24 protein-coding genes are annotated in these 24,804 nt (G+C 68.8%); 13 read left to right on the top strand and 11 right to left on the bottom strand.

The genetic code is table 11. The features are described 5' to 3' along the window. Positions 1–41 precede the first annotated feature (41 nt). The gene (locus ABEA24_RS32690; protein ID WP_345435481.1) at positions 42–482 is read left to right on the top strand and encodes a YybH family protein; all 441 of its coding nucleotides are present in this window, start codon (positions 42–44) and stop codon (positions 480–482) included. 41 nt (positions 483–523) lie between these two features. Here the strand turns inward: ABEA24_RS32690 and ABEA24_RS32685 are convergent, their stop codons facing one another. Together ABEA24_RS32685 and ABEA24_RS32680 are read right to left on the bottom strand one after the other, a co-directional pair. Next, positions 524–1,324: a DUF427 domain-containing protein gene (locus ABEA24_RS32685; protein ID WP_345435479.1), complete on the bottom strand. Its 801-nt coding sequence runs from the start codon at positions 1,322–1,324 to the stop codon at positions 524–526. Between the two features lie 182 nt (positions 1,325–1,506). Then, the gene (locus ABEA24_RS32680; RefSeq protein WP_345435477.1) at positions 1,507–1,920 is read right to left on the bottom strand and encodes a tetratricopeptide repeat protein; all 414 of its coding nucleotides are present in this window, start codon (positions 1,918–1,920) and stop codon (positions 1,507–1,509) included. 189 nt (positions 1,921–2,109) lie between these two features. On the opposite strand from ABEA24_RS32680, the gene ABEA24_RS32675 reads away from it, so the two are divergent. After that, positions 2,110–2,604 carry a hypothetical protein gene (locus tag ABEA24_RS32675; RefSeq protein ID WP_345435475.1) on the top strand — a complete coding sequence of 165 codons (495 nt, stop codon included), beginning with the start codon at positions 2,110–2,112 and terminating at the stop codon, positions 2,602–2,604. A gap of 78 nt (positions 2,605–2,682) precedes the next feature. Here the strand turns inward: ABEA24_RS32675 and ABEA24_RS32670 are convergent, their stop codons facing one another. Beyond that, the gene (locus ABEA24_RS32670; RefSeq protein WP_345435473.1) at positions 2,683–3,531 is read right to left on the bottom strand and encodes an SDR family oxidoreductase; all 849 of its coding nucleotides are present in this window, start codon (positions 3,529–3,531) and stop codon (positions 2,683–2,685) included. A gap of 195 nt (positions 3,532–3,726) precedes the next feature. Beyond that, the gene (locus ABEA24_RS32665; RefSeq protein ID WP_345435471.1) at positions 3,727–3,885 is read right to left on the bottom strand and encodes a hypothetical protein; all 159 of its coding nucleotides are present in this window, start codon (positions 3,883–3,885) and stop codon (positions 3,727–3,729) included. A 176-nt stretch (positions 3,886–4,061) separates the two neighbouring features. Here ABEA24_RS32665 and ABEA24_RS32660 point away from each other — a divergent pair, with 176 nt between their 5' ends. Next, entirely contained in the window at positions 4,062–4,364 is a 303-nt protein-coding gene (locus tag ABEA24_RS32660) for a DUF1905 domain-containing protein (RefSeq protein WP_345435469.1), read from the top strand. Here ABEA24_RS32660 and ABEA24_RS32655 read toward each other — a convergent pair. The 3 genes from ABEA24_RS32655 to ABEA24_RS53755 are packed head-to-tail and all read right to left on the bottom strand — an operon-like array spanning position 4,351 to position 5,652. Further along, positions 4,351–4,560: a WD40 repeat domain-containing protein gene (locus tag ABEA24_RS32655; protein ID WP_345435467.1), complete on the bottom strand. Its 210-nt coding sequence runs from the start codon at positions 4,558–4,560 to the stop codon at positions 4,351–4,353. The two genes, ABEA24_RS32660 and ABEA24_RS32655, sit on opposite strands and share 14 nt — an antisense overlap. After that, on the bottom strand, positions 4,517–5,491 hold the full coding sequence (locus ABEA24_RS32650) for a serine/threonine-protein kinase (protein WP_345435465.1): 975 nt from the start codon (positions 5,489–5,491) through the stop codon (positions 4,517–4,519). The genes ABEA24_RS32655 and ABEA24_RS32650 overlap by 44 nt, the downstream gene beginning before the upstream one ends. Continuing rightward, complete coding sequence (locus ABEA24_RS53755; RefSeq protein WP_425551261.1) at positions 5,449–5,652, bottom strand: hypothetical protein; 204 nt, start codon at positions 5,650–5,652, stop codon at positions 5,449–5,451. Before ABEA24_RS53755 ends, ABEA24_RS32650 begins: the two co-directional genes overlap by 43 nt. Between ABEA24_RS53755 and ABEA24_RS32645 the strand changes: the two genes are divergently transcribed. The 3 genes from ABEA24_RS32645 (at position 5,572) to ABEA24_RS32635 (ending at position 7,196) form a co-directional block, all read left to right on the top strand. Next, positions 5,572–5,811: a zinc-binding dehydrogenase gene (locus ABEA24_RS32645; RefSeq protein ID WP_425551260.1), complete on the top strand. Its 240-nt coding sequence runs from the start codon at positions 5,572–5,574 to the stop codon at positions 5,809–5,811. The genes ABEA24_RS53755 and ABEA24_RS32645 overlap by 81 nt on opposite strands. Positions 5,812–5,980: 169 nt before the next feature. After that, on the top strand, positions 5,981–6,319 hold the full coding sequence (locus tag ABEA24_RS32640; protein ID WP_345435461.1) for a hypothetical protein: 339 nt from the start codon (positions 5,981–5,983) through the stop codon (positions 6,317–6,319). A 28-nt stretch (positions 6,320–6,347) separates the two neighbouring features. Then, on the top strand, positions 6,348–7,196 hold the full coding sequence (locus tag ABEA24_RS32635; protein WP_345435459.1) for a hypothetical protein: 849 nt from the start codon (positions 6,348–6,350) through the stop codon (positions 7,194–7,196). A gap of 66 nt (positions 7,197–7,262) precedes the next feature. Here ABEA24_RS32635 and ligA read toward each other — a convergent pair whose 3' ends face one another. Further along, positions 7,263–9,338, bottom strand: a complete 2,076-nt coding sequence (gene ligA, locus ABEA24_RS32630) for an NAD-dependent DNA ligase LigA (protein WP_345435457.1) — start codon at positions 9,336–9,338, stop codon at positions 7,263–7,265. 372 nt (positions 9,339–9,710) lie between these two features. Between ligA and ABEA24_RS32625 the strand changes: the two genes are divergently transcribed. The 7 genes from ABEA24_RS32625 to ABEA24_RS32595 all read left to right on the top strand — a co-directional run bounded on the left by ABEA24_RS32625 (position 9,711) and on the right by ABEA24_RS32595 (position 20,024). Next, positions 9,711–10,787, top strand: coding sequence for a hypothetical protein (locus tag ABEA24_RS32625; RefSeq protein WP_345435454.1), 1,077 nt, complete (start codon positions 9,711–9,713; stop codon positions 10,785–10,787). Positions 10,788–10,872: 85 nt separating this feature from the next. Next, on the top strand, positions 10,873–14,025 hold the full coding sequence (locus ABEA24_RS32620; RefSeq protein ID WP_345435452.1) for a WD40 repeat domain-containing serine/threonine protein kinase: 3,153 nt from the start codon (positions 10,873–10,875) through the stop codon (positions 14,023–14,025). 363 nt (positions 14,026–14,388) lie between these two features. After that, a complete protein-coding gene (locus ABEA24_RS32615) occupies positions 14,389–14,850 on the top strand; it encodes an SRPBCC family protein (protein ID WP_345435450.1) in 462 nt (153 codons plus the stop codon). 12 nt (positions 14,851–14,862) lie between these two features. Beyond that, positions 14,863–15,246, top strand: coding sequence for an ArsR/SmtB family transcription factor (locus tag ABEA24_RS32610; RefSeq protein ID WP_345435448.1), 384 nt, complete (start codon positions 14,863–14,865; stop codon positions 15,244–15,246). Next, positions 15,243–15,653 (top strand): SRPBCC family protein, encoded by a 411-nt coding sequence (locus ABEA24_RS32605; protein WP_345435446.1) that lies wholly within the window; start codon positions 15,243–15,245, stop codon positions 15,651–15,653. Before ABEA24_RS32610 ends, ABEA24_RS32605 begins: the two co-directional genes overlap by 4 nt. A 51-nt stretch (positions 15,654–15,704) precedes the next feature. Beyond that, entirely contained in the window at positions 15,705–16,070 is a 366-nt protein-coding gene (locus ABEA24_RS32600) for an integrase core domain-containing protein (RefSeq protein WP_345435443.1), read from the top strand. Between the two features lie 1,125 nt (positions 16,071–17,195). Further along, positions 17,196–20,024, top strand: a complete 2,829-nt coding sequence (locus ABEA24_RS32595) for a helix-turn-helix transcriptional regulator (RefSeq protein WP_345435515.1) — start codon at positions 17,196–17,198, stop codon at positions 20,022–20,024. Positions 20,025–20,068: 44 nt separating this feature from the next. On the opposite strand, the gene ABEA24_RS32590 is transcribed toward ABEA24_RS32595, so the two are convergent. From ABEA24_RS32590 to ABEA24_RS32580, 3 genes are all read right to left on the bottom strand, one after another. After that, positions 20,069–20,308 (bottom strand): hypothetical protein, encoded by a 240-nt coding sequence (locus ABEA24_RS32590; RefSeq protein ID WP_345435441.1) that lies wholly within the window; start codon positions 20,306–20,308, stop codon positions 20,069–20,071. Positions 20,309–20,388: 80 nt separating this feature from the next. Beyond that, positions 20,389–21,426, bottom strand: a complete 1,038-nt coding sequence (locus ABEA24_RS32585) for a zinc-binding dehydrogenase (RefSeq protein WP_345435440.1) — start codon at positions 21,424–21,426, stop codon at positions 20,389–20,391. Between the two features lie 140 nt (positions 21,427–21,566). Continuing rightward, a complete protein-coding gene (locus ABEA24_RS32580; RefSeq protein ID WP_345435439.1) occupies positions 21,567–24,776 on the bottom strand; it encodes a bifunctional cytochrome P450/NADPH--P450 reductase in 3,210 nt (1,069 codons plus the stop codon). Between the last annotated feature and the right edge of the window lie 28 nt (positions 24,777–24,804).

Below are 24,804 nucleotides of genomic sequence, written 5' to 3'. Positions count from 1 at the left end.
AGAAGCCAAGACTCCACACCGAATGGAAGGGATGGTTGGCGGTGCCTACGCAACGTGAGGTAGACGAAGCCACGCTCAGGCAGCACGTCGACAAGATAGTCGAAGGAATCCGAGCCAATGATCTCGAGGGCCTGAAGCAGCTCTACGCAACGGACGTCGTGTCCTTCGACGTCGAACCACCGCTGCAGCATGAAGGAATAGCGGCGAAATTGAAGAACTGGACGAACGCGTTCACGTTCTTCCAGGCTGTGACCTATGAGGTTCGCGACCTGACGCTCACGGTGGGTGATGATGTGGCATTCGGGCACTGCTTCGGCCGGCTCAGCGGCACGCTGAAGAACGGGACGGCGACGAGCGGTATGTGGGTCCGGGCCACGTTCTGCTTCCGGAAGATCGACGGCAATTGGCTGATCGTGCACGACCAGGTATCTGTGCCGTTCGATATATCGAGCGGCAAGGGAGTGACAGACCTCGAGCCCTGACGTCTACCACGGTCCGGACGTGGCCGCCGCCCGGGGCTGCCTCACCTGGTGAGACGGGCTTCCGTCCGGTCCGAGGACGGGAAGAAGTGCGTGACCGGCCGCTCGAGCAGCCGGCCGTCGAGATGGATATCGACCTTCTCGTTGTAGAAGCCGACCAGCCCGGCGATCGGCAGCAGGCTACGGGTCGGGAAATCATAGGACCAGGCCAGATCCGGATGGGTGGTCCCGCCCACCTCGACCGACCAGTAGCCGGTTGTCCTGCCCTTGTACGGGCAGGCGGTCACCGTGTTCGTCGGCCGCAGGTACTCGAAGTCGATCTCGGTGCGGTTGAGGTAGTAGCGGGTCGGCAGGCCCGTCTCGAACACCATCACCGGTGCGGTGGACTCCGCCAGGACCGTCCCGTCGAGTTCGACCCGTACCGGCCGGGTCGAGCGCAGCGCGTCCACCCGGACGTAGGGGTTACGCGGGTGGACGAAGACCTCCTCGTCCTCCTCGAACCAGGCGTCCAGCTTGTCCCATTCGAAGCGGACCATCCCCGACAGGCCCTCCAAGGAGTCGTCGGTGTAGACCCGACCGGCGGCCGGGCGGCTGATGTCGTCGACCTGCAGGCCCAGACTGCGGGCGGTGCCGCGGCTCAGCTTGTGCGGACGCTGCTCGTCGACGAGCACGGACGGGTCGACGTCGCCGATCGGGATGTAGTACTGGGGGTAGTAGGGCCACTCCCACAGGTACACCGCGCGGGTCGTGTCCAGCACGACACGGCCGCCCAGCATGGCACGGATCCGGCGTGGCACCGGCTCGATGTGATCGACCGGCGCGATCATTCTCGGAAAGTCGGGCACGGGCACCCCCTTCGCATTCGCCGGCCCGCTCGTCCCGAGCCGGCACGTCCGCGCACGAACCCGGCCCACGTCGGCCGCATGCGCCCCATGTCGTCAGGCGATCTCACCTGGTTGGAAGATGCTGACGCTCTGTAGCCGAGCATATGTCGGCGCCGGCTCTGGGGCGCTGGATCGAACCCCTCCTATGCGGTGCGCAGGCTGGTGTGCTCGTCCAGGTCACGCCGGGCCTCTTCGGTCTGGCCCGGTTCGCGGTGGCAGGCGGCGCGGCGGATGAGGATCTCCTCGGCGCCGCCGGGGTCCAGGAGGAGAGCCTGGGTGAAGTCGTCGATGGCCTGCTGCCAGCGCCGGCCGTGCTGGTGGGCCACTGCCCGGTTGTATCGGATCACGGGGTCATCACCCAGGTTCAGCGCCTCGGTCAGATCGGAGATGGCAGCGTCGACTTCGCCGTTCCCGAAGGCGAGGATGGCGCGGTTGACCCACGCCGCGGCAAGCGTGGCGTCACACTCGATCGCCCTGGTGAGCGCCGCGTAGCCGCGACCGTCCGGGACGCCGCCGATTCCCAGGCGACACACCGCCCGGTCGGCCGAGATGATCATGGTCGATGCTACGGCATCCCAAGCGACGTGGGTGTCATGACGTCGGAGCAGCGCCGGCTTCAGCCACGTAAACAGCCGCGCCAGGTCCGGGCCGAGCTGACCTGCGGGACCTGCTGGACCGCCACGCGGAGGTCCGGGTCCGGGACAAGGACACGGCCGCCCGGCTTGTGGCGTCATTTTCCCTCTTTCATGGACGTGATTAATGTACGCATGGATACTGAAGCGTCCGCTGCCGACAGCCGTACGGGCCTCAACTCCGGAGACGACTTGCGCATCCAGCTCGCCACTGCCCTCGGCACCGTCATACTGTCCGCAGGCACGCTCTTGGCCGCTCCTGCGGCCGGCGCCGCTGACTACCCGGTCAGCACGTTCGACGTAACCGTCGGGAACACCTACACGAGGGGCACGATTACCTGGTACAACCGATCGGTCGTCGTGGCGGGTGAGCACAAGTCGGTTGACCAGAATTATTGCCGAGGGACAAGTGCTTTCGCTCTTGCCGCTAACGGCGAGGAACTGGCGCGCGGCTACAGCGACGACAACGTTTGCGGCACCAGTGCAAAATTCAGCTTCACCGTGACGACGTACGCTCCCGGCGGACCCGCGATCGTGCGGGTCTGCCTCGACGATGGCGCCAAGACGCCCCCGGTCACATACCTGCGTTGCGAGCGCTACGGGCGCTGAAACAGATTCCCGCGTTGCTCCCCGCGCACGCGGGGTCTGGTCGGCTTGTGCCTGATCGTGGTGCTGGTCGGGCTCGACTCACTCGGAGACCGGGGTCTCAGGTTCCATGTCGTACGAGGCCTGGATCTGCCTGGGTCGAGCCTTGAGATCGTCTGTGACCTTTCGATCCCACGGAATCTGCTGGAGGCTCTTGGTCTCCTCGATCATCGACTTCGGTTCGAGGTTGCGGTAGGCGTCGACCTCTCCCGCGGCGACCGCGGTCAGCGTGGCGTACACCGGCTCGGGATCGAACTGTGCTCGAGGAAAAGCGAGTTTCGAGTAGTCGAACAGTCTGTCGGACGCGTCGTCCTCCCAGCTCTGCCAGGTCTGGAACATCCGGTCGTTGAAACCGGTCAGGAACGGCCCGGGGTTGACGGTGGCGACCTCGATGCCGAATTCCTGCAGCTCGTAGGCCATGGTCTCGGCGATGGCCTCGATGGCGTGCTTGGAGGCGGAGTAGATGCCGGTGAAGGGGTTGACGTTGAGGCCTTCCCGGGATGAGACCCACACAATGCGTCCCGTGCCCCGCTTGACCATCTGCTTGGCGATGCCTTGCGTCAGCAGGAGCGGGCCGATGACGTTGACCTCGAACTGCCTACGGATGTTCTGAGCCGGGATGTCGAGGGTCGAGCCGCCCTCGCCCACGCCGGCGTTGTTCACCAGGATCTCGACGTCCCATGCGAGGGCTTTCTTCCGGTCCCCGTCGTCGGTGACGTCGAGCTTTTCCACCTGCAGGTTCACTCCTCGCTCAGCCGCCTGGCGCTTGAGCGTTTGTACCTGGGCCCAGATCTCGACTGATGCGATGACCTCGAATCCCTTCTCCGCGAGACGCATCGCCGCTTCGTGTCCGAAGCCCGTACCCGATCCGGTGATCAGCACCTTCCTCACTGCGCTCTCCCTCCCCTGCTGTACGTGGCCGCGGTGCGGCGACGTTAGATCGCCTGGAGTGCGAGCCGCCGAGCGACGTCTTGACCATTTTCGAGGGTGACGCCTGACGCCGGAATCAGCGGTTGGCGGTGCGGGGACCGGCGCCGAGGTGTCGGAACAGGCCGCTGATCTGACGGTGCAGGCCCCGACGATTGATCAGGACCGGACGAAGGCCAACAGGCCAGCGTTGATCGTGTCGGCCTGAGTGGTCGGCATGCCGTGTGGGAAGCCCTCGTACGTCTTCAGCGTCCGTTCTGTACCAGTTCGACCGTTCGCGGCGGCGTAGCGGACGATCTGATCGTCGTCACCGTGCATCACCAGGACTGGCACTCTGATCTTTTTGAGGTCTTCAGTTTAGTCTTCCCCCGCGACGCGAGCACTGGGGTGCCTCCCCGACCCGGCGCTGCAACGGCCTTGCTTGCGGACCTCACACCAGCGCGCACCACAGGCTGTGCGCAGGGACTGTCGGACCCCAGCGTCATGATGAACTCGTGGTGGTCGATTTTGAAGCCGAGTTGTGGATATGGGACGCCCGGCGCGCCGACAGTTGGACCTTCGTGAGCCTGCCTACCGAGGCTTCCGAGGAGATCCGTGACCTGACCGGCGGAGCCCGTCGCGGCTTCGGTTCGCTGCGGGTGCGGGTCACGGTCGGCGGGAGCACCTGGAAGACCTCGATCTTCCCGGACAGCAAGCGTGGGAGCTACGTACTGCCCATCAAACGCGCTGTCCGCACAGCCGAAGCCCTCGACGCAGGTGACATCGCGACGGTAACCGTCGAGCTCATCGACTTCTGATCTTCCACAGCCGGGCGGTGTTGTCCCAGCTGCCGGTGGCGAGGGTTTTGCCGTCCGGGCTGAACGCCACTGAAGTGACCCAGTCGGTGTGGCCGGTGAGGGCGGCGGTGGTACGGCCGGTGGCCACATCCCACAACCGGGCGGTGCTGTCCTTACTGCCGGTGGCGAGCGTCTTGCCGTCCCGGCTGAACGCCACCGAACTGACCCAGTCGGTGTGGCCGGTGAGAGCCGGCGAGGGCGGCCGCCCCGAGACCACCGAAGAGAACGGTGCGGCGCCGGATCCGGCCCGGAGCGGGCGGGGACGTCATCGTCGGCGCAGGGGCGGTCCGCGCTGGTCGCGGCGCAACCGGCCGTACACGCAGGGACGGTGTCCGGTCTGCCGTAGGCGTGCCCGGGGTGTCGATCACCTCTACTGGAGGACGCCGGTTCCCCCGTACCTGATGAGGCTCGTTAGGGAACTGGCGCAGCCGTTCGGCGGCGGTGGATGCGTCCTTGGGCCGGCCGTCTGGTTGTTTGGCCAGCAGGTTCAGTGTCAGGGTGCTCAAGTGGTCGTCGATGTCAGGCCGTACGGATTGCGGGGATGCCGGGGTTCGGTTGAGGTGCTGGTAGAGGATGGCGCCGACGCTTGAGCCGGTGTCCATCCAGGTGGTCCCGGTCAACAGCTGGTAGAGCACGCAGCCGAAGGCGTACAGGTCGGTGCGTTCGTCGACGGTGTGGCCCTCGATCTGCTCGGGTGCCATGTAGAGCGGAGTGCCCGCCGACGACCCGGTAGCGGTGATCTTGGTGGCGTCGGCGAGGCGGGCGATCCCGAAGTCACAGACCTTCACCCGCCCGTCGTCGGTCAGGAAGAGGTTGGCCGGCTTGATGTCGCGGTGCACCACCCCGTGCCGGTGGGCGACCGAAAGGGCATCGAGGATCTGCACCGCCCAGTCCACGACCTGCGCGATGGGCAACCCGTCCGGATGCTCGCGCAGTACCGAGGCCAGGTCACGCCCCCGCATCAGTTCCATCACCAGGAACAGGACGCGCAGGCCCCCGTCGGTGTGCTCGTCGATGTCGAACACCGTGGTGATCCCCGGGTGGTTCAAGGTCGCGGCGATCTCGGCCTCCCGCCGGAAACGTGCCACCTCGACCCCGTCGGCCGCCCCTGTTGGCGGACGGCGCCGTCATGTCGTGCGCGTTCCACCAGCTGCGCGAATGCCTCGGCGTGCGCCCGGCGCTGTTCAGCGAGCGCTGCTCCCGCTGCGTGCGAACCGAGCAGTGCTTCGTTCAGGCCACGGTCACGCACTTGCCGTTCGGCGAAGCCGCGCTCTTCGAAGAAGGACGCTTCCGCCTTCCGCTGCAGGAGGTGTTCTCCATGGCACAGGCGGCCCGAGCGCACGCATCCGCCGCACAAGGACCACGGCAGGGCAAGATCGCCTTGACCGTTCCCATTTCCTGCAGGTGACTCGAGGGCGCGAGCCGCAGGGGGACTGCCCGAGTGTGGCGAGGAGCACCACGCGAAGGCCCATGTCGGCCACCGTCTTATAGACGAGACTGTCTATTAGAGACTACGATGGCCCCTGGAACACAGGCGCAGTCCCAGCGGGAGCTGATGATCACCCGAGGATGACGCGATGAGTGAAGGCGAAAAACTACAGTTTCCGGATCGGTCGGTCTTCGACGGCGCGGCGAGCACCGTGTCAAACGGCCTCGAACCGCTTGCCGACACTTCGAATCAGCTGGCAGGTCTCGGAATTTCCGAGGCTCTCGTCGGCATGTGGCCCACTGGAATAGAGCTCGCGGCCGCTATTGGAATGGCGCTTGGCGTTGCGGCTGCGGCGCATGAGAATCACACCCAAAGCGTTCAGGCCGCCGTCGACAATATTTCCGAGAGCGGGAAACGGTACCATGCGACCGAGGCTGAGAATTACGCCATGATATCGCATCTGAAGTCGATTATCCCCAACCTGTGAGACGAACGATTCCAAGGGGGGTTCGCTCGTGCCAATCGCGGAAGTAGCGGAGTCGCTGTTCGCGGCGATCAACTCGGACGCGATCATCGGGTGTGGTAGCGCCATCAAAGAAATATCAAGCCTGTACGGAACCCTGGGCTCCACCATCGACACCGCCCACCAGCAGTTGTTCGCGGGTGACAAGACGTGGAGTGGGGCTGCGGCGAGCAACGCCAAGAGCACCATGACCGATCTGACGGTGTCCAGCAGCAGTATTCAGAGTGCACTCAGCACCATCGGCGACACTCTCGTCACGTACGGTGCGGCGCTGAAGCCCTTCCAGGGAAAGGTGTATCCCACTCCTGTGCCGGGGTCGCGCGATCCCGAGGCGGCTGCGGACCTGGTGATCACCGGGACCGCCTCTGCCGCTGCGGCCCTCGAGATCGGCGCGGCCGTACTCAAGATGATGCCGGTCGCCAAAAAAGGGGCGAGCTCACCGGCCAAGCACGGCACCTCGACCAAGTCCGCCACCTCGGCACACAGCACCACTGCGGGCAATGGCACGAACCTGGCCGGTTTGCTGGATCCCGCGCATATCCTTAGTGGCCTCACGGGCAATCCGGCCCTCACCAGCGCGATGCTGTCCGGACCGAGTAACGGCATTCCAGCCCTCAGCCCTTTCGCGACCGGAGTCGGCGGGATCATTGGTGTCTCCGAGGCCGGTGTGATCGGGGCGGCCGAGGAAGCGGGCGTCATCCAGGCGAGCGAAGCGGCGGCCGCGGAGGAGGGCATGCCCTTGATGCCGATGGCTGGAGCGTCCTCCGGTAACCGCTCCGAGCGCAGCCGCACGACCACTCTTACTGAAGACCCTGACTTCTGGACCGCGCCTATCGCCTAGGCCGCGTATTGAGTCGTGATCAACGGCGGTGTGGGTGGATCGCTGCCACTCCCTGCCTGGGACGCTTCACAGAAGTGCCTTGACCCTTTCGGCGAACTCTTCCGGTGTGGCGACCGTGACGCCCAGCGTGGCGGCCTTGTCCTTCTTCGAGCCGGCCTTGTCGCCGGCGACCAGCAGGGATGTCCTGGCGGAGACGCTTGAGGACGCCTTGCCGCCGGCGCGTTCGATCAATTCGTTCATCTCGTTGCGGGACAGTGCGGCCAGCGGGCCGGTCATCGAGCCGGTGACGACCACGGTCATGCCGGCCAGCGGCAGGTCCGCGTCGGCCGAGGGCGCCGGTCCATCAGTGCCCGCGCCGGTGGTGGCGCCGGGTTCGGTCATCGACACCCCGGCGGCGACGAGCTTGTCGATGACGGGGGCCAGACTGCGCAGTTCGGCGACGATGAGGGCGGCACGCTCGGGCCCGATGCCCTCGACCTGCTGCAGCGCGTCGATGTCGGCGGCGCGGATCGCGTCCATCGTGGCGAAGTGACGGGCGATCCGGCGGGACATGCTGCGTCCGGTGCCCTGGACGCCGAGGGCGCAGAACACCTTGTTCAACGGCTTGGCCTTGGCGGCCTCGATCGCCGCCAGCAGGTTCGTCGTGCTGGTCTGGCCCATCCGCTCCAGGCCCAGAACGGCCTCATGGGTGAGGGTGAACAGGTCGGCGAAGTCGGCGATGAGTCCGACCTGCAGCATCGCCTCGATACGGGTGTGGCCGAGGGTCTCGATGTCCAGGGCGTCACGGGACACCGCGTAGGAGATCGACGCGAGGGCGTGGCACAGCCGCCCCTGGCGGCACCGCCACCGCTGCTGGGAGGTGTCGATGTCACCGCCGCAGCGCGGGCAGGTCTCCGGGATCGCGATGGGGGTCTCCGCGCCGGTGCGCAGATGCACGACGGGTGCCTCGACGCGCGGGATCACATCACCGGCCTTGTACACCGTCACGTGGTCGCCGAGCAGCAGGCCCCGGCGGGCGATGTCCGCGGCGTTGTGCAGCGTCGCGTACGTGACGGTGGTGCCGTCGATCTGGACGGGCTCCAGGACCGCCCGCGGCGCGATGACACCGGTGCGTCCCACGTTCCATTCGACCTCGACCAGCCGGGTGATCTTCTCGACGGCCGGGAGCTTGTAGGCGATCGCCCAGCGCGGCGCGCGCGAGCTGAACCCGGCCTCGGTCTGGTCGGCGGCGGTGTCGGCCTTGATGACGATGCCGTCGATGCCCAGACCCAGTCCGGCCCGCAGGCCGGCGATCTTCTCCACGCGCCGCTGCACGTCCTCCAGACCGGTGGCGGTGGTCGTGCCGGCGCCGGTCGCGGTGCTGGTCCGTACGCCCAGTCCGGCGACGAACTCCATCACCTCGCTGTGCGCGGACTCCTCCAGCCGCCGGGCGAGGTCGCCGTCGCGTTGCAGGCCGAGCGCACCGTAGCCGAAGAAGGTCAGCTCGACCGTGTACGGCCGGTCCTTGGCCCGCAGTGTGCCGGCCGCGCCACTGCGCGGGTTGGAGAAGGGCGTCCCCTCATGCTCGACGCGGACGAGGTTCGCGGCCTCGAACTGAGCGGCGGTCATCATCACCTCACCGCGCACCTCCACGCTCACCGGCTCGGCCAGCCGGTCCGGCAGACCGACGATCGTGCCGATCGCGTGCGAGACATCTTCGCCCGCGACGCCGTCACCGCGGGTGACGAGCTGGACCAGCCGTCCCTCCCGGTAACGAGCGGCGACCGCCAGGCCGTCGAGCTTCGGCTCCACGCTCCAGGCCTGTACGGGCCGGCCGAGCCGCCGCTCCAGCCCGGCGGCCCACGCGGTGAGCTCCTCGGGGGAGAAGACGTTGTCCAGGCTCAGCATCGGGACCGTGTGCGGCACATCGCCGGTGACCGCCCCGCCGGCGACCTTTCCGGTCGGTGAGTCAGGCGCCACCTGGTCCGGGTGCGCCTCTTCGTACGCCGCGATACGCCGCACGAGCCGGTCGTAGGCATCATCGTCCAACGCGGTCGAGCCATCGCCGTAGTAGGCCGCCGCGGCGGCGACCGCCTCGGCGACCGCCTGCCGGTAAGCCGCCTCATCACCCAGCGCGGTGGGAAGCCCCAGAGCCTCAGTCATGCCCACATCCTGCCGCGCGGCACCGACAACCCACTCGCGCAAGCCGGCCGCACCAAGGAGGCCGAGCGGTGGCAACGCCGGGGAAGAAGACCCACGACCGATCACCGGACTTGAGCCAGAACTCAACTTTTCCGCCTGGGGCATACCGCAGAACAAGGGCCCGCGCCCGTCGGCGACATTCAGGCGTTATGCCGGATTTTGCTCCGGCTGCAGCTCGCCCCAGTCCCTCGGGGCGCGGTCGCTCGCTCCAAAGTGAGGATTGAAACACCTTCGGGCGTTGTAGAGCAAATAGGGGACATGCGTCGGTTGGCGGAAAGGAGGAGTATCTGGCGCAGGCAGAACGCCTTCGCAGGCCCCGCTGAGAGGACATGCATGCACAAGAGAGGGTGGCAATCCGCACTAGCGGTGCTCGGTCTGATCCTGACCGCGCTGGCCGTAACGCCTGCCACGGCGAATGCGGCACCGCGACCACTCCCGGCAACGTCGAGCGGCTCACTTATCCAAAGCACTTTCGGCAAGCGCGGTAACTTCGAGTACGTCACCGCGGACAACACGGGCGTCGGCCTGTTGCACTGGTGGCGCGACAACGACGCTCCAGGCAACCCCTGGCGCGGCCCGGAACACGTCCTGAAGAGCCTGACCGGTGTTCAGCGGCCGATCTCGATCATCCAGAACCGCCAGAACGGCAACCTCGAAGGCATCGCGCCGGTCGGTAGGGCTCCGCATACGGAGCTGCGGCACTTCTACCGCGACAAGAACGGCTGGCATGTCGGCGTGACCCTGCCGGGTGCAACGAGCATGTACGGTAATGGTGCACTTATCCAAAGCGCGTCCGGCAACTTCGAAGTCGTCGCGGCCTCATTCGGGCATGGGCTCATGCACTGGTGGAGGAACAACCACGCCGCCGGGAATCCCTGGAGTGCGCCGACCTTCATCCAGCCTTCCGGAAAGCAGGACTTCAGCGGGGTTGCTCTCATCCAGAGCGGTAACTTCGGTGGCAACCTCGACGTTGTCGCGACGACCCGTAATGGACGAGTGATCGGCGCCGACCTGGCGCATTTCTACCGGGACGGCCACGGTTGGCACGGGCCGACGATGCTCACCAAGTCGGGTTTTGTGCGCATAGGCACTCCCGCCTTGGTCCAGAGCACCTTCGGTAAGCGCGGTAACTTCGAGGTGGCTGCGCCATATGTCGGCGGCGGCGTCGGCATCTGGTATCGCAACAATGATGCCTCGGGGTACCCGTGGAGCCCTGGCAACCTTCGCGACAACACGGTCGAGTTCGGTAACGGAACGACTTACCAGAACATCAGCATGATCCAGAGCCATGGCTGGAACGGCCCCGGAAACTTCGACGTGATAGCGCAGCAACCCAACGGTGCCCGGGGCGAGTACTGGCGGGACAACGCGAGCTCGAAGTTGCCGTGGCACCAATCCACGGCTCCCTGATCTCAGCGGACCCCGGCCCCGGCCGGTGGCGGCGAAGGGTGCTTTTCACAACAATTATGGGCCTACTCGACGATGAAGGGCCGAGATGACTTTCCCGGAGCCGCCGCGACAGATCGGCCCTTACCGGATCGTGCGGCGGCTCGGCGCCGGCGGCATGGGGCAGGTCTTCCTAGGGTGTTCGCGTGGCGGGCGCGATGTCGCGATCAAGGTGATCCGCGACGAGCTGGCCTTCGACCAGGAGTTCCGTCGGCGGTTCGCCCGTGAGGTCGCCGCCGCCCAGCGGGTGAGTGGGGCGTTCACCGCTCCGGTGGTGGCGGCCGACACCGAGGGACCCCGTCCCTGGCTGGCCACCCTCTTTGTTCCCGGTCCCTCGCTCGCCGAGGCGATCGCCGTGCACGGTCCATGGCCGTCAGGCTCGGTTCAGGCCCTCGGTGCGGCCGTGCTGGAGGCTCTGGAGGCGGTGCATCGGGCCGGGATCGTGCATCGCGACCTCAAGCCGGGCAATGTGCTGCTGGCCGCCGACGGCCCGCGGGTCATCGACTTCGGCATCGCCGCCGCCACCGACAGCAGTGTCCTCACCAGCGCCGGTGCGGTGATGGGGACGCCTGCGTACATGTCACCCGAGCAGTTGCGCGGTGAACGGGTCGGGCCGGCCAGCGACGTGTTCTCGCTGGCGGCGGTGCTGGTGCATGTCGCGACGGGGACGGGCGCCTTCGGCCAGGGGCCCGTGCAGGCGGTGATGTACCGGATCGTGCACGAGGAGCCCGATCTCACCGGCCTGGATGAGGGGCTGCGCCGCGTGCTCACCGGTGCCTTCGCCAAGGACCCGGCGCGGCGGCCCGGCGTCGCCGACCTGCTCGCGGAGCTGGACACCGGTGGCGGGATCGGCGAGGGGTTCAGCGGCGGGACGTGGCTGCCGCCGGCGCTGGCGGCCACGCTCCTCCAGGGAGGGCTGCCTGCGTCCACCCGCACGCCCACCCGCAAGGCATCGACCGGCTGGTTCGGCCGCCGGTTCGGCACAGGCCGCCACCGCCCGCCCGGCCCCGGAACCGCGGCGCCCGCCCACCCCGCCCCGACCCCTGCCCCGGTCTCGTCGGGCCGACCCGCACCCGAGTCGGTGGTGCCTACGCCCGAGTCGGTGGTGCCTACGCCCGAGTCGGTGGTGCCTACGCCCGAGTCGGTGGTGCCCGCACCCCAGCCGCAGACGTTGGCGGTCGGCGGTGGCGCGATGGACTGCGTGGTTCACGACGGCATGATGCTGGCCGTGCTGGCCGCCGAGGAGAACCAGACCGCCGTGTGGAACCTCACCACCCGGACCAAACTGGGCACCCTCGACGGACACGGCCCCGGCCTGGTTGAGAGCGATCCCTGGGTCATGTCGGTGTCCTGCACCACCTTGGGCGGGCGTCCCTGTGCGGTCACCGGCGGCGCCGACGGCACGCTGCGCGTCTGGGACCTGTTGGACTACGCGCCGCTGCACACCATCGAGACCTCCGGCCCTTACCAGGTCTTGTGGGTCCAATGCGCCCATATCGGGGACCGCCCGGTCGTGGCCGCCGCCATCCACAACGAGGGCTTCCTGCGTGTCTTCGACCTGCAGGACAATGCCGAGATCGAGCGTGCGGGCGATGAGATCGCCATCTCCTCCGCCTACAGCACGGCCATGGACGTCCTGGACGGTCGTCCCGTCGTGCTCGCCGCCGAGCGCGGCACGCTCGTCATCTCCGATCTGGAGACGCGGTCTCCGCTCCACGAGCTGTCGACGGGCGCGGAGGGACCCGACATCTTTTCGGCGATGATGTGCGCCGAGGCCGACGGCCGGTCCCTGGTGCTGGCAGCGGCCGAGGGAGGGAGGCTCGTGGTCTGGGATCTCGGCGACCCGGAGACGCCGGTGTTCCTGGCCACGCCGACCGGCTGGGACGTCGACGCCCTCAGCCGCACCGTCATCGATGGACGCCCCGTCGCCATCGCGGCCGGTGACCGACACCTGTGGACCTGGGATCTGGGCACGCTCAGCTACGTGGCGAAGACTGAGCTGCACAAGACCGGCAAGCGGACCGACCGGATGGTGTGCCGGTGGATCGCAGACCGGCTGATCACCGTTGTCTCGTACGGGCTCGGGAGCCGCGAGCGCGAGGTCAAGGTCGTCGACCTGACCGGCCTGCCGTCCTCGCCTGCCTGGCCGCCGGTGACCCAGCCCGCCCCGCCGCCTCGCCGCCCCTCCGGCGGGCGCCGAGCGCCGGAACGGTCGCCGGAGCTGGTCGTCCGCTTCGGCGACCGGCGAGTCCTCACCGCACAGAACGACTATACGGACAGCGTCGACTGCGCCGTCGTCGACGGCCGTCCCCTGGCCGCCATCGCCATGCAAGGCGGGCTGCATGTGCTGGACATCGCTGCCCGAACACCGCTGACCACGCTCGTCAGAAGCGAGGAGTTCTCACCCGACCTCGTCCGCTGCGTCTCCTTCGCCGGCAGGCCCGGTGTGGCCGCCGCCGACCACACCGGGAGGGTGGGGGTATGGGGGATCGACGGAGGGCAACTGCCGCCGCTGAGCTGCCAGCGGCACAAGGCGCTCTCGCTCGCCTGCACGACCGTCGACGGCCACATTCTGGCCGCCGTCGGCGGGGCCGATGACATCGGCCGCGTCTGGGACCTCACCACCCGCCGCCAGGTCGCCACGTTCGCCGTGCGGGACGTGCATTCGGTGGAGATCGTCCGGCTCGACGGCCGCCCGGTGGTCATGGCCTGCGACCGCAGCGGCCTGCTGAGCCTGTGGGGACTGCTGGACGGCGCCCGGATCGCCGCATTCGGAACCGGCGACAATGCAGCCGAGTCGGCCGCGTTGGTCACCACCCGCTCAGGTCCCGTGGCGGTCGTCGCCGGCGGGTGGCGACACCTGTGGGATCTGGCCGGACGGCGGAGCCTGGGCCTGATGGACGATTACCGGGACAATCCCACCCTCGTCCAAGCCGCATCGGCCGGCGGACGGCCGCTGCTGCTGGACGCCGCCTCCAACGGCGGGCTGAAGTTCTGGGACATGGAGACGCACACCCTGATCACCGAAGTGCGGCCTTTCGACGACCTGGACGACCCGGACGACCTGGACGACCCGGACGACCAGGCCGCGACCCTCCGCGCCTTCTCCACAGTGGAGGGGGCGCACGGCAGCACCCTCATCGCGGCCGCCCAGAGCGGTGTGATCACCGCGTTCGAGTACACGGTCGCCGCGCGCGCCTGACCGACCAACCCGCGACCCGCGTACGGCCACCGACAGCGTTCTCGCAAGTCCGGTCAGGGTGCAGCGCTCGGAGCGGTACCAGAGGGCGCGCGGCGGCGGTTGGGATGGTTCGTCGCCGTGAGCCCTGCAGTGGCCGCGACGAGGCAACCTTCTGCTTCATAGCGATCTTGACGAGGATGACGCCGCCCGCCGCGCATCACAAGACGCAGCACTGGAATGCAGCGGCGGGGTGCAGCGGGGAGGTCGAGGCCCGGCGACGGCTGGCGCCCGTCTCCCCGGCCGTTGACAAGCGGCGGCATCCCACCTAATTTACAAGCATCAGGTTGTACAAGTAGTCACTTGTGTATTGGCGAAGGGATCGTCATGACCGACACCACCAGCACGCGGACCGAGGACTTCACCGCGGTATTGAACCTGCCCATCTCGCCCGCCGATGTGGCGGCGCTGTTCACCTCCGCCGCCGGCGTCGGCCGCTGGTGGGCCCCGACCGAGGGCGACGGCGCGGTCGGGGGCACGCTCATCACCCGCTTCGGCAAGCACGGCGCCAACGCGATGCGCGTCCTGGCGGCCGACCCCGACCGCGTGGTCTGGGAGGCCATCGCGCCCGACGGCGCCGCGCCCACCGGCCACACCCACGAATGGCTCGGCACCACGATGGAGTTCGACATCGCCCCCGCCGGCGGCGGCACCGAGCTGCGCTTCCGGCACGCCGGCCTGACCCCGCGACTGGGCTGCTGGGACGCCTGCGTCGACGCCTGGACGCACTTCATGGCCAGCATCCAGACCCTCGCCGAGACCGGCACCGGCACCCCGTTCGGCACGTGAAATCCTGACCCGATGTCCGAACGGAAGCAGGCGACGCCCACCGCGCTCACGACGCCCGCAGTGCCCGCGGCCCCCGACGCGGTGCTGCGGGCGCTCGCCGATCCGCATCGCAGGCAGATCCTGCGCCTGGTCCAGCACACCGAGCTGCCCGCAGGCCGCATCGCGGCGTCCTTCACCCTCACCCAGCAGGCGGTCAGCCAGCACATCGGCGTGCTCAAACAGGCCGGCCTGCTCACCGAACGCCGCGAGGGCACCCGCCGCCTCTACGGGCTGCGCCACCAGGCGCTCGAACCCGTGCGCGAACTGCTCGCCGAGTTCTGGCCCGACGCTCTCGGCCGCCTGAAGAAGGCCGTCGAGACGGCCCACCCGCGACCGCCGAAGGAAGGGCAGCCGTGACCGCCGAGATCCGCGACGACATCATCGTCGCCACCGAGCACATCAAGGCGCCGCCCGAGGTCGTGTTCCCCTACTTCACCGACCCCCAGCTCATCACCGCCTGGCTCGGCGACCGGGCCGAACTCGACCCGCAGCCCGGCGGCGTGTTCTCCCTCGACATGGGCCAAAGCCTCGTCCGCGGCGCCTACATCACCCTCGACCCGCCGCACCGCGCCGTGTTCACCTGGGGCGTCCCCAGCGACAACGCGCTGCCGCCCGGCGGCTCGACCGTCGAGGTCGTACTCACCCCCGACGGCGACGACACCCTGGTCGTCCTCACCCACCGCGGCCTGCCACCCGCCCGCCTCCAAGGCCACCGCGCAGGCTGGGAGCAGAAACTCGGCGCCCTGCCCACCGCCATCGGCTGACCAGCCCGTTTTCCGGCTTATCTTGGCTGCCCCCTCGGGCAGACTGATGCGGTGAACGAGCGGGCGGCTGAGCGGCGGCGTGTCATCACGGCCGTGGTGAACGCGCTGGGGGCATCCGGCATCTCGGCATGGCCGTCGCGCAGCCCGCAGTCGAACGCCTGTGCCGAACGCTGGGTGCGTACCGTCCGGTCCGAGGTCACCGACCGGATGCTGATCACCGGGCCGCGGCACTTGCGGGCGGTCCTGGAGCAGTACGTCGCGCACTATAACCGGCATCGCCCGCATCAGGGCAGGAACCTGCGGCCACCGGACGGCGGCGACGGCATCACAGCCCCGGTCACAGACCTGGCGCCGGGCCGGATACGACGTCGCAAGGTCCTCGGCGGACTGATCCACGAGTACGACCGGGCGGCATGAAGATCACCGGCTGACCCAGAAAACTGCAGTTCAGAGGCCGTAGACGCAATTTTGGCACCCTAGAGGTGTTCGCCGGGATAGATCGCTGGCCACTGGGGCGTTTAACCGCGGCTGCGGCCAGCTTCGTATGGGGCTGTAGGGCGTCAGCCGGGGCTGCATTTTGGCAAGATCGTGGCATCCGAGCAACCGTGGAGCAACCACTACCCCAAAACGGACACTGGGCGTTCTCGGTAGAACCGAGAACGCCCAGGTCAGGACGGGTGCGCCGTCAGGGACTTGAACCCCGAACCCGCGAATTAAGAGTCCGCTGCTCTCGTGTCAGATCAGTGCTCTCACTGCCAGCCTATGCCGGTTCGTCCGCGACTTCACCGGTTCCGATGTCGGATCCTGCCGCCGCGTGCCGGGCTGTTTCGTGGCATCCGAGCAACCAGCGAGCAACCACGGGCCCACGCCGCCCCGTTCGGGACCTGTTGCTGCGGAGTGCGGTTCGGACTCAAATCAGCGTTCGGTCATGACCTCGGCCATCGACCGCAGCAGACCCGGCTCACAGCCCGATCGGCTCGGCAGACCAGCTCGCGGGGCCCGCACTGTCGCCCACGGCCATCGCGTAATCACTCCCTTCGTGTCTGGTCGACTTCAAAGAGATCTACGTGGTGGCGTTTTACTTCGCGGCGCGATGCCTCTCGCCAGCGATAGCTCGTATACCACGTCCGTGGACGCAATCCGGCGAGCCGGGGTGCCGGCCGGGACTGTGCCGGGTCCGACCGGGGCTCAGCTTCCCCATGACTGCGCTGAGACCCGGTCGGACCGCCGTGCCGCGGGCTCGGAGCGGTGACGACGGCCGGTCAGCGGCCGAACCTTCCCGCACGCAGACTGTACCCCTTCAGTCCGGTCCGGTCGGTCACCGTCACCGCGAGCTCCTGGCGGCGACAACTCCATAATTCGCGATGAATCGGCGGCGCATATCACCCATCCGGGTACTTCCTCGCTCCTCCGGATGGAAGGTGGCCTGTCTCAGCGTGCAGCCGGAGCCGGGGTGGTGAACAGAGCCTCCATTCGGCCCGGGAGGTGGAAGGTATGTTATGAACCGTGTCCGAGAGGACGTCGAGGGGCCGCACGCTGGGCATGTCCGCACCTTCGGGTGGTGCGGCCGGCGTCGACTTCGGGAGGTGTTCACGGCGTGGCTGGCGTGGCCGGGACCGTGATTGGCAGGCTGTCGCGCGCCTGTTGCAGGCGACGTGTGACGGCCGTGGCGGGGTGCTGCTGGTCGAGGGCGGGCACGGGATAGGCAAGAGTCGCCTTATCGAGGAGGCGGTCGAGGCCGCGGCGGCGATGGGGTTCATGATCGCCCGCGGTGCGGCGGAGGAATGGCGTCGGGTGGTGCCGTTGGCGCCGCTGATGTCGGCGCTGGGGGAGACCCCGCAGACGCTCCTGGGGTCCAACAGGCCCGCCGACGGCGTGGATCTGCGGCTGCGGCTGGTGGAGGGGTTGCAGGCCCGGCTGGAGGAGCGCGCCGGGCGTTGCTCCTTCCTGCTCACGCTCGACGACCTTCACTGGGCGGACCCCACCACCCTCTTGGCCCTCCGCGCGCTGATCCCGGAACTGGCCTCCTACCCGATGGTGTGGATCCTGTCGCGTACCACCGGACAGGACGACCATCAGGTCGAGAGCTTGTACGAGGTCCTGGAACGTGATGGTGCCACGCGGACTGTGCTGGGAGCGCTCGAGCAGGGGGCGGTGGCCGAGATCGTCACCGACGTCCTCGGCGCGCCGCCGAGCCCGGAACTGCTGACCCTGGTCGACGGGGCGGGCGGCAACCCGTTCCTGCTGGTCGAGTTGCTCGACGGGCTGCGCGACGAGCGCGCCATCGAGGTCGTCGAGGGTCAGGCGCGGCCGGTCACATCCCGGCTGCCGGGGCGAATCCGAAAGATCGTTCATGGTCGGTTGCGCGGCCTGTCGCCCGCTACCCGCCACCTGCTGCAGGTGGCGGCGATCTTGGGCAGCTCTTTCGAGGTGAACGATGTCGCGGACATGCTCGGGGAGCCGCCCGCCCGGCTGCTGCCGGCGCTGGAGGAGGCGGAGGCGGCCGGCGTCGTGGTGATCGATCCGGACGGGCTGAGTTTCCGGCATGACCTGCTGTGGCAGGCGGTCAGGGCGACCATGGCGCCGTCGGTGCGCAAGGGCCTGCACGGCCAGGCCGGCCGGATGCTTTTCGAACGCGGTGGGTCGGCCGTCGTCGCCGCCGGGCACCTGATGGACAGCGCCGCCACAGGGGACGCGATCGCGTTGGCGGGCCTTGACCGGGCCGTGCGAGAAGTGCTGCCGACCTCTCCGGAGACAGCGGCCGACCTGGCCGTACGAGCGCTGGAACTCACCGCTCCCGGCGACGACGCCCGATCCGACCGGGCGCTGGCCGCCGTCCGCGCGCTGACGGCCGCCGGGCGGCTGCAGCAGGCGGTTGAGCTGGCTCGTGACGCACTGCACGCGGCCACCTCACCGGGCAACGCCGGGTGGCTGCGCTACGAACTGGCGTACGCACTGCTCATGTCAGGCCGGGTGGCCGAGGCGGTGGCCGAGGCCGAACAGGCGCTCGACCAAGGCGACCTTCCCGATCAACTCAGTGTCCTCATCGATCATGTGCTGTTCCAAGGACCCCTGGGAACCCGCGCCCACCGGCGGGCGCGGCACCGTGCCGAGACCGTTCTGGCCGACCCCCGGAGCCACAGCGAGCACGCGGTGATCGCGGCGCACATGATGCTCACCGACATCGCGTGGAGCGAGGGACGAGCCGCCGACGGCCTGGACCACAGCAGCGAGGCCGCACGCCTTGCCGGCGATGAACCGGTCCGGTACTTCAGCCCGCAGGCCCTGCACGCCTGCACGCTCATGGACATGCGGCGCCTCACCGAGGCAAGGAGCGCAGTCGAGATCGTCGCCGGCCAGATCACGGCGCTGGGGGCCACCGCCCATGCCGCCGTCCCGACGCTGCTGCGCGCCCGGCTACGGCTCATCGAAGGCCACCTCGACGACGCCGCCACCGAGGCTCGGGCCGCCCTGGCCACGGCCGAGGAACTGGGCGCTCACCTGTACGACCCGATCGCCACGACCGTGCTCGCGACCGTGGCCCTACGCCGAGGCGACCTGGAGACCGCGGCGGCATATGCCGACCGCTGCCGATCGCATGACGTGCCGGGCCTCGACGCCATGTCGGCCTGGTGGTGGGCCGGTTGGGGTCCGGCACTGGTCGCCGAGGCACAGGGCGGTCCCGAACGGGCGATCGACATCCTCCGCACCCCGTACACCGATCCGGCCGAACGGTGCTGCCTGCTCATGGTCGAAGCCGATGCCGCGGCGTGGCTGACCAGGACCGCGCTCGCCATCGGCGACCACACCGGCGCCGAGGCCGTCACCGCGACAGCCGAACGCCTCGCCCGTGACAATCCCGGCTTCCCCACCCTGGCCGCGTCCGCCGCGCACGCGCACGGTCTCTTCCATGAGAACGCCGCGGCGCTGGCCCACGCCGCCGCCGATCACGTAAGCGCCTGGAGCCGTGCCTCGGCCGCCGAGGACCTCGGCGTCCTGCACGCCCGTGCTTCCGGTGGTTCGGACCGAGAGGCGGCGGTCAACCGTCTCGGCCAGGCGCATGAGACCTACCAGGAGGTCGGTGCGCTACGTGATGCGGCGCGCGTCCGCGCTCGCCTGCGCGGAATCGGCGTACGACGCCGCCACTGGACCCAGGCCGAACGCCCGGCCTCTGGATGGGAGAGCCTCACCGACACCGAACGCGACGTGGCCATCCTCGCCGCCCAGGCATTGACCAACCCCGAGATCGCCGCCCGGATGTTCATCGCACGGGACACCGTGAAGTTCCACCTCAGGCAGGTCTTCCGCAAGCTGGGCATCGCCTCCCGAGTCGAACTCGCCCGCCTCCTCGCCGAACAACACAGCGCGTAGGTGCCGACGTGTGACGGCCCACCTGAGCGGCTGACGACCTTTCGTCAGAGCACGTACACGATGTGGTCCACTTGCCGGATACGTTGCCTCAAAGCACGGATACCCTCGTTCGCGGTGATGTCGTCGACCTGGTCGACAGTGGTGTCGGGATCGTCATAGGCCGCCGCGAGGGTCTGCTTTTCCCGGCCGACCACCGCGACGGTGCCGCCCGCCTGTTGCATCCACAGGGTCACCGTCCGTGCCATACCGAGGTGACGGCTGATGACGAAAACCCGGGCTGGCATGTCACGTGCTCCATTCGATCGCGGCAGACGTGGAAGTCGACGTCCTGCCCGAGCGGCTGAAAAGACCCTTCGAGGAGCCATCAGGGAACGAGGATGAGACGGATCGGGTTGCCCGTCTTGTTCTCTAGCCGGTGGATCGCGTCGGTGGCGTCGGCCAGTGGGATGTGGCCGGTGATGGAGGGAGCCAGATCGAGGCGGCCGTTGGAGGCCAGCCGCACGAGTTCGTAGATGTGCTCGGGCAGCGAACCATAGTGGCCGAAAACCCGCTTCTTCAGGTAGTTGAACTGCAGGCCTTCGCTGACGGTGAGCGGGTGGGGAGTGATGCCCACCAGGACCAGGGCGCCCTGCTGCCCCAGCACCGCGGCGGCCTGCTCGCGCACGACGGGTGCACCGGCGCAGTCGAACGCGTAGTCCAGGCCCCGCCCGGCCGTGGCCGCGAGGACCTGCTCGGCGAAGTCGTCGGCGGCCGGGTCCAGAGCGAGGTCCGCACCGAAGGCCACGGCCCGCTCCCGTGCGCCGGGCAGCGGATCGACGGCGATGATCGGGGCGGCGCCGGCCAGGCGTGCGACGCGTACACTGTGCGCGCCCACTCCGCCCACGCCCCAGACGCCCACGGACTGGGCGGGCCGCACTCCCGCGGTGGACACGATGGCGGCGTAGGGGGTGGAGACCGCGTCGGGGATGATCGACGCTTGGTCGAAGGGAAGGTCGTCGGGGATGGGGACGACGGTGTCCTCGCGGGCGATGGCGTACTGGGCCCAGCCGCCGTCGTAGTCGATGCCGCGGGTACGGACCTGGGCGCAGGGGCGGCGGCGCGCGCAGTCGGCGCACTGTTCACAGCTCTGCCCGGCTTCCAGGGCGACGCGGGCGCCCGTGGTCAGGCCCCGCCTGAGGCCGGGGCCGAGCGTGTGGATCACGCCGGAGACCTCGTGGCCGATGGTCACCGCGTCAGAGGTCGCGAACAGCGGGGAGAGGGTGCCGTCGATGAGGTGGAGGTCCGACAGGCATACGCCGGCGGCCCTCACCTCGATGAGCACCTCGCCCGGGCCGGGCACTGGGATCGGGACCTCCTCCACGACGAATTTCTTCGCGGCGAGGTGGAAACGTCCGGCGAGCATGGTGTCCACGGTGATCTGCTTTCTGTGAGTAGTGATCCTTGGCGGTTCGAGGCGATGGGCGCCAGGCAGTCCCCGGAGTGCGTGACCGGGGCCGGGGCCGTACGGCGGCCGATGCGCGCCGTACGGCCGATGAACGTCTGTCAGGCGAAGACGTCCTGCTGGTAGCGGCCGGCCGACTCGAGTCGGGCGAGCCACTGCCGGGCGGCCTCGTCGTCGCTGCCGGTGTGGCCGCGGTAGATGGCGGCGAGGGCTTCGCGGACGGCCGGCGCCATGTGGCGGCCGTCCCCGCAGACGTAGATGAACGCGCCGTCCTCGATGGCCTGCCACACGGTGTCGGAGGCGGCGGTGATGGCGTCCTGGACGAAACGGGCCGGGTGGTCGAGGACCGCGGAGAAGGCGGTGTGCACCTGGGCGATCCCGGCCTGTTCCCACTCCCGCATCTCCGCCCGGTAGAACCAGTCGTGCTCCGGGTGGCGGCAGCCGACGAAGACCTGGGACGGCCCGACCTGTGTGCCGTTCGCCTGCTGCCAGGCGCGCTCCTCCAGGAAACCGCGCAGCGGCGCGATGCCCGTGCCGGGACCGATGAGGATGAGCGGCGTGGCGGGGTCGGCGGGCAGGGCGAAGGCCGGAGAGGGGACGCGCACGTAGCCGTAGAACACGTCTCCGGGCTCGAGCCGCCCCAGGTACCGCGAGCACAGCCCGCGGTATCGACCGTCGCCGGACAGCGCGGGCCCTTCGACGACGCCGACGGTCAGCCGCACCTGGCGAGGATGGGCCAGCGAGGAGGAGGAGATGGAGTAGAAGCGCGGGCGGATGGGCCCCATCATCTCCAGGAAGACCGCCAGTGGCAGCTCGACGGCGGGGAAGCGCTCCAGCAGGGTGAGCACCGAGACCCGCTTGCCGAGGATCTCCGTCCGGTATCGCTGCTCGGCCTCCCCGGCGTCGGCCGTATACGCCTCCAGCCGCGATCGGGTCCGTGGGCATGCGGTGTGCTCCGCCAGGATGCCCATCTGGGACCGGGTGGCCACGTCCTGCAGTTCCAGGAACTCGGTCAGCAACAGTCCGGCGGTGACGGGCACGCCCACCGGCAGGTGCGTCCTGCCGCCCGCGCCCGGCTGGTCCACGCGGAGCACCTGGTCGCGGTCGACGCCGAGCCGGTCGAGAGCGCGGGCCACGAGCGCTGGGTCGTTCTTGGCGAAGACGGCCAGGTGGTTGCCGGTGGTGTAGCCGACGCCGTCGGGCAGTTCGACGGTGATGGACCTCGCGGACGGGCGCGGCGGCTCGATCCGGAAGTCCCACAGTCCGGTCGGGTCGCCGACGAGCTCCTCGTTGGCCACCACGGTCAGCGGGCAGGCCTGCTCGGAGACGATCGCGGGACGCACGTCCGCCTCGGTGAGGAGCCGGACCTGGTAGCGCGGGGCGCCGTCGTCCGTGGTGTCGGCCGCGTACTCCTCGGCCAGGGTCGCCCACAGGGTGCTCATCCAGGCGGAGGCCATGCCGTCGAAGTCGCCCGACGCGTCGACCTCGCCGCGGTCGATCAAAGGAGTGGCCCCGGCGGCCCGCAGCCCCTCCTCGACCCGGCGGGGGAAGGCCTGGTAGGTCGCCGCCCACTGGGTGTTGCCCACCCCCAGGACCGCGAACCGCACGCCGGACAGCGAGTCCTCGGGCAGCCCGGCGGCGATCAGGTCATCGAAGCGCTGCGCGTTGTCCGGGGCCCTGCCGTTGTAGCTGGCGGTGACGGCGATGAGCAGGCCCTCGGTGGGCAGGGCGCCAGCCAGGTCGTTCAAGGTCGTCAGCGTGGTGTGGAAGCCGGAGCGGCCCGCGCGGTCGGCGATCGTGTGCGCCAGGTCCTCGGAGCTGCCCAAATTGGAACCGTACGCGACGGTGAGCCCCACCCCGACGCCGCTGACCGCGGCCTCCTGCCGCTCGCCGTCGATCAGCTCGGCCGGGGTGTCCGGGACGACGTGGCGCTCGTGTTCCCGGCGCGGGCGGACCCGGACGGTGAAGTCCTTCGGCTTGAACGTCAGGGCCTCCTTGACGTCCATCCGATAGTCGGTGTGGTCGGCGAACGTGAACTTCTGCAGGAGTAGCGCGAGGGCCAGGCGGGCCTCGGTGAGCGCGAACTGCCGGCCGATACAGGCGCGGGCACCGGTGCCGAACGGGAAGTAGGCGTACGGGTGATGCCCGGCCTTGTTCTCCGGCAGCCAGCGGTCGATGTCGAACTCGTCCGGCCGTTCCCATGCATTGGGGTGGACGTGCAGCCGCCGGAACAGCAGGTTGACCTTCTGTCCCTTCTTCACCGGGTAGCGGCCGCCGATGACGGTGTCCTCGAGCGGCACCTTGCTGATCAGCGGGATGGGCGACCACAGGCGCAGTGTCTCATCCAGGATGCGCGGGATGACGTCCAGCTTCGTGATCGTCTCGTAGTCCGGGACGCTGTCTCCCGGCAGCATCCGGTCCACCTCGGCGTACGCCTGGGCGAGCACGTGCGGGTTGCGCAGCAGCGAGTACAGGGCGAACGACAACAGGCCGCTGGTGGTCTCGTGACCGGCGATGAGGAACGTCAGCGTCTGGTCGCGGATATTGCCGTCGTCCAGCCGGTTGCCGGTGACCGGGTCGGAGGCCTCCACCATCAGGCTGAGCAGGTCCCGCTCACCGCTGGTGGCCCCCTGGCGGCGCTCCTTGATCACGCCGTCGACCAGGTCCCGCATCGTCGCGATGCTCTCCCGGTAGGCCCTGTCGTCGGTGTGCCGCAGCCGGGTGACCAGCGACACCTCCTGCGAGCGCCGCATCGCCTCGGTCAGCGCGTTCTGCATCGCCGTCAGGAACGGGTGCAGTTCCTCGCTGCGGAAGGAGTTGAACCGGTAGCCGAACCCCGACAGGGAGATCGTGTCCAGCGTCAGCCGGGTGAAGTCGTCGGCCACCGTGACGGGCCGTCCATCGGCGCGCTGCCATTTGCCCCCCAGCTCCTGGGCGATCTCCAGCATCTGCGAGAAGTACGACTTCATGGCCCGCTGGCTGAACGCCGGCATCAGGATCCGGTGCGCCTCGCCCCACACCGGCTCGTCGTCGTTGGCGGTGAACAGCCCGGCACCGGTGAAGTCCCGGATCTGGGACAGCGGCGGGCGGATGAACTTGCCGAAGCGGGTCTCGTCACAGACCTCGGCGACCAGGTCCGGGTCGTAGACGAAGACCTGCTCCCGGCCGGCGATGTCCATGCTGAAGATGCCCTCCGGGTACCGGCGGGCCACCTCGGCGAAGTACTGGACGGGGCCGTCCGCGGGGATCTGCAGCGTGTTGCCGACGACCGGCGCGCCGCGTGGGCTCCGTATGGGGCGAATGTCGGTCATGGGTCACTCCTCGATGGCGAGTCCTGAT

Origin of the sequence: Actinoallomurus vinaceus (genome assembly GCF_039542055.1) — a bacterium.
Classification (GTDB): domain Bacteria; phylum Actinomycetota; class Actinomycetes; order Streptosporangiales; family Streptosporangiaceae; genus Actinoallomurus; species Actinoallomurus vinaceus.
The sequence above is the reverse complement of the archived record's forward strand: the minus strand, read 5'-3'. Positions and strand labels throughout refer to the sequence as shown.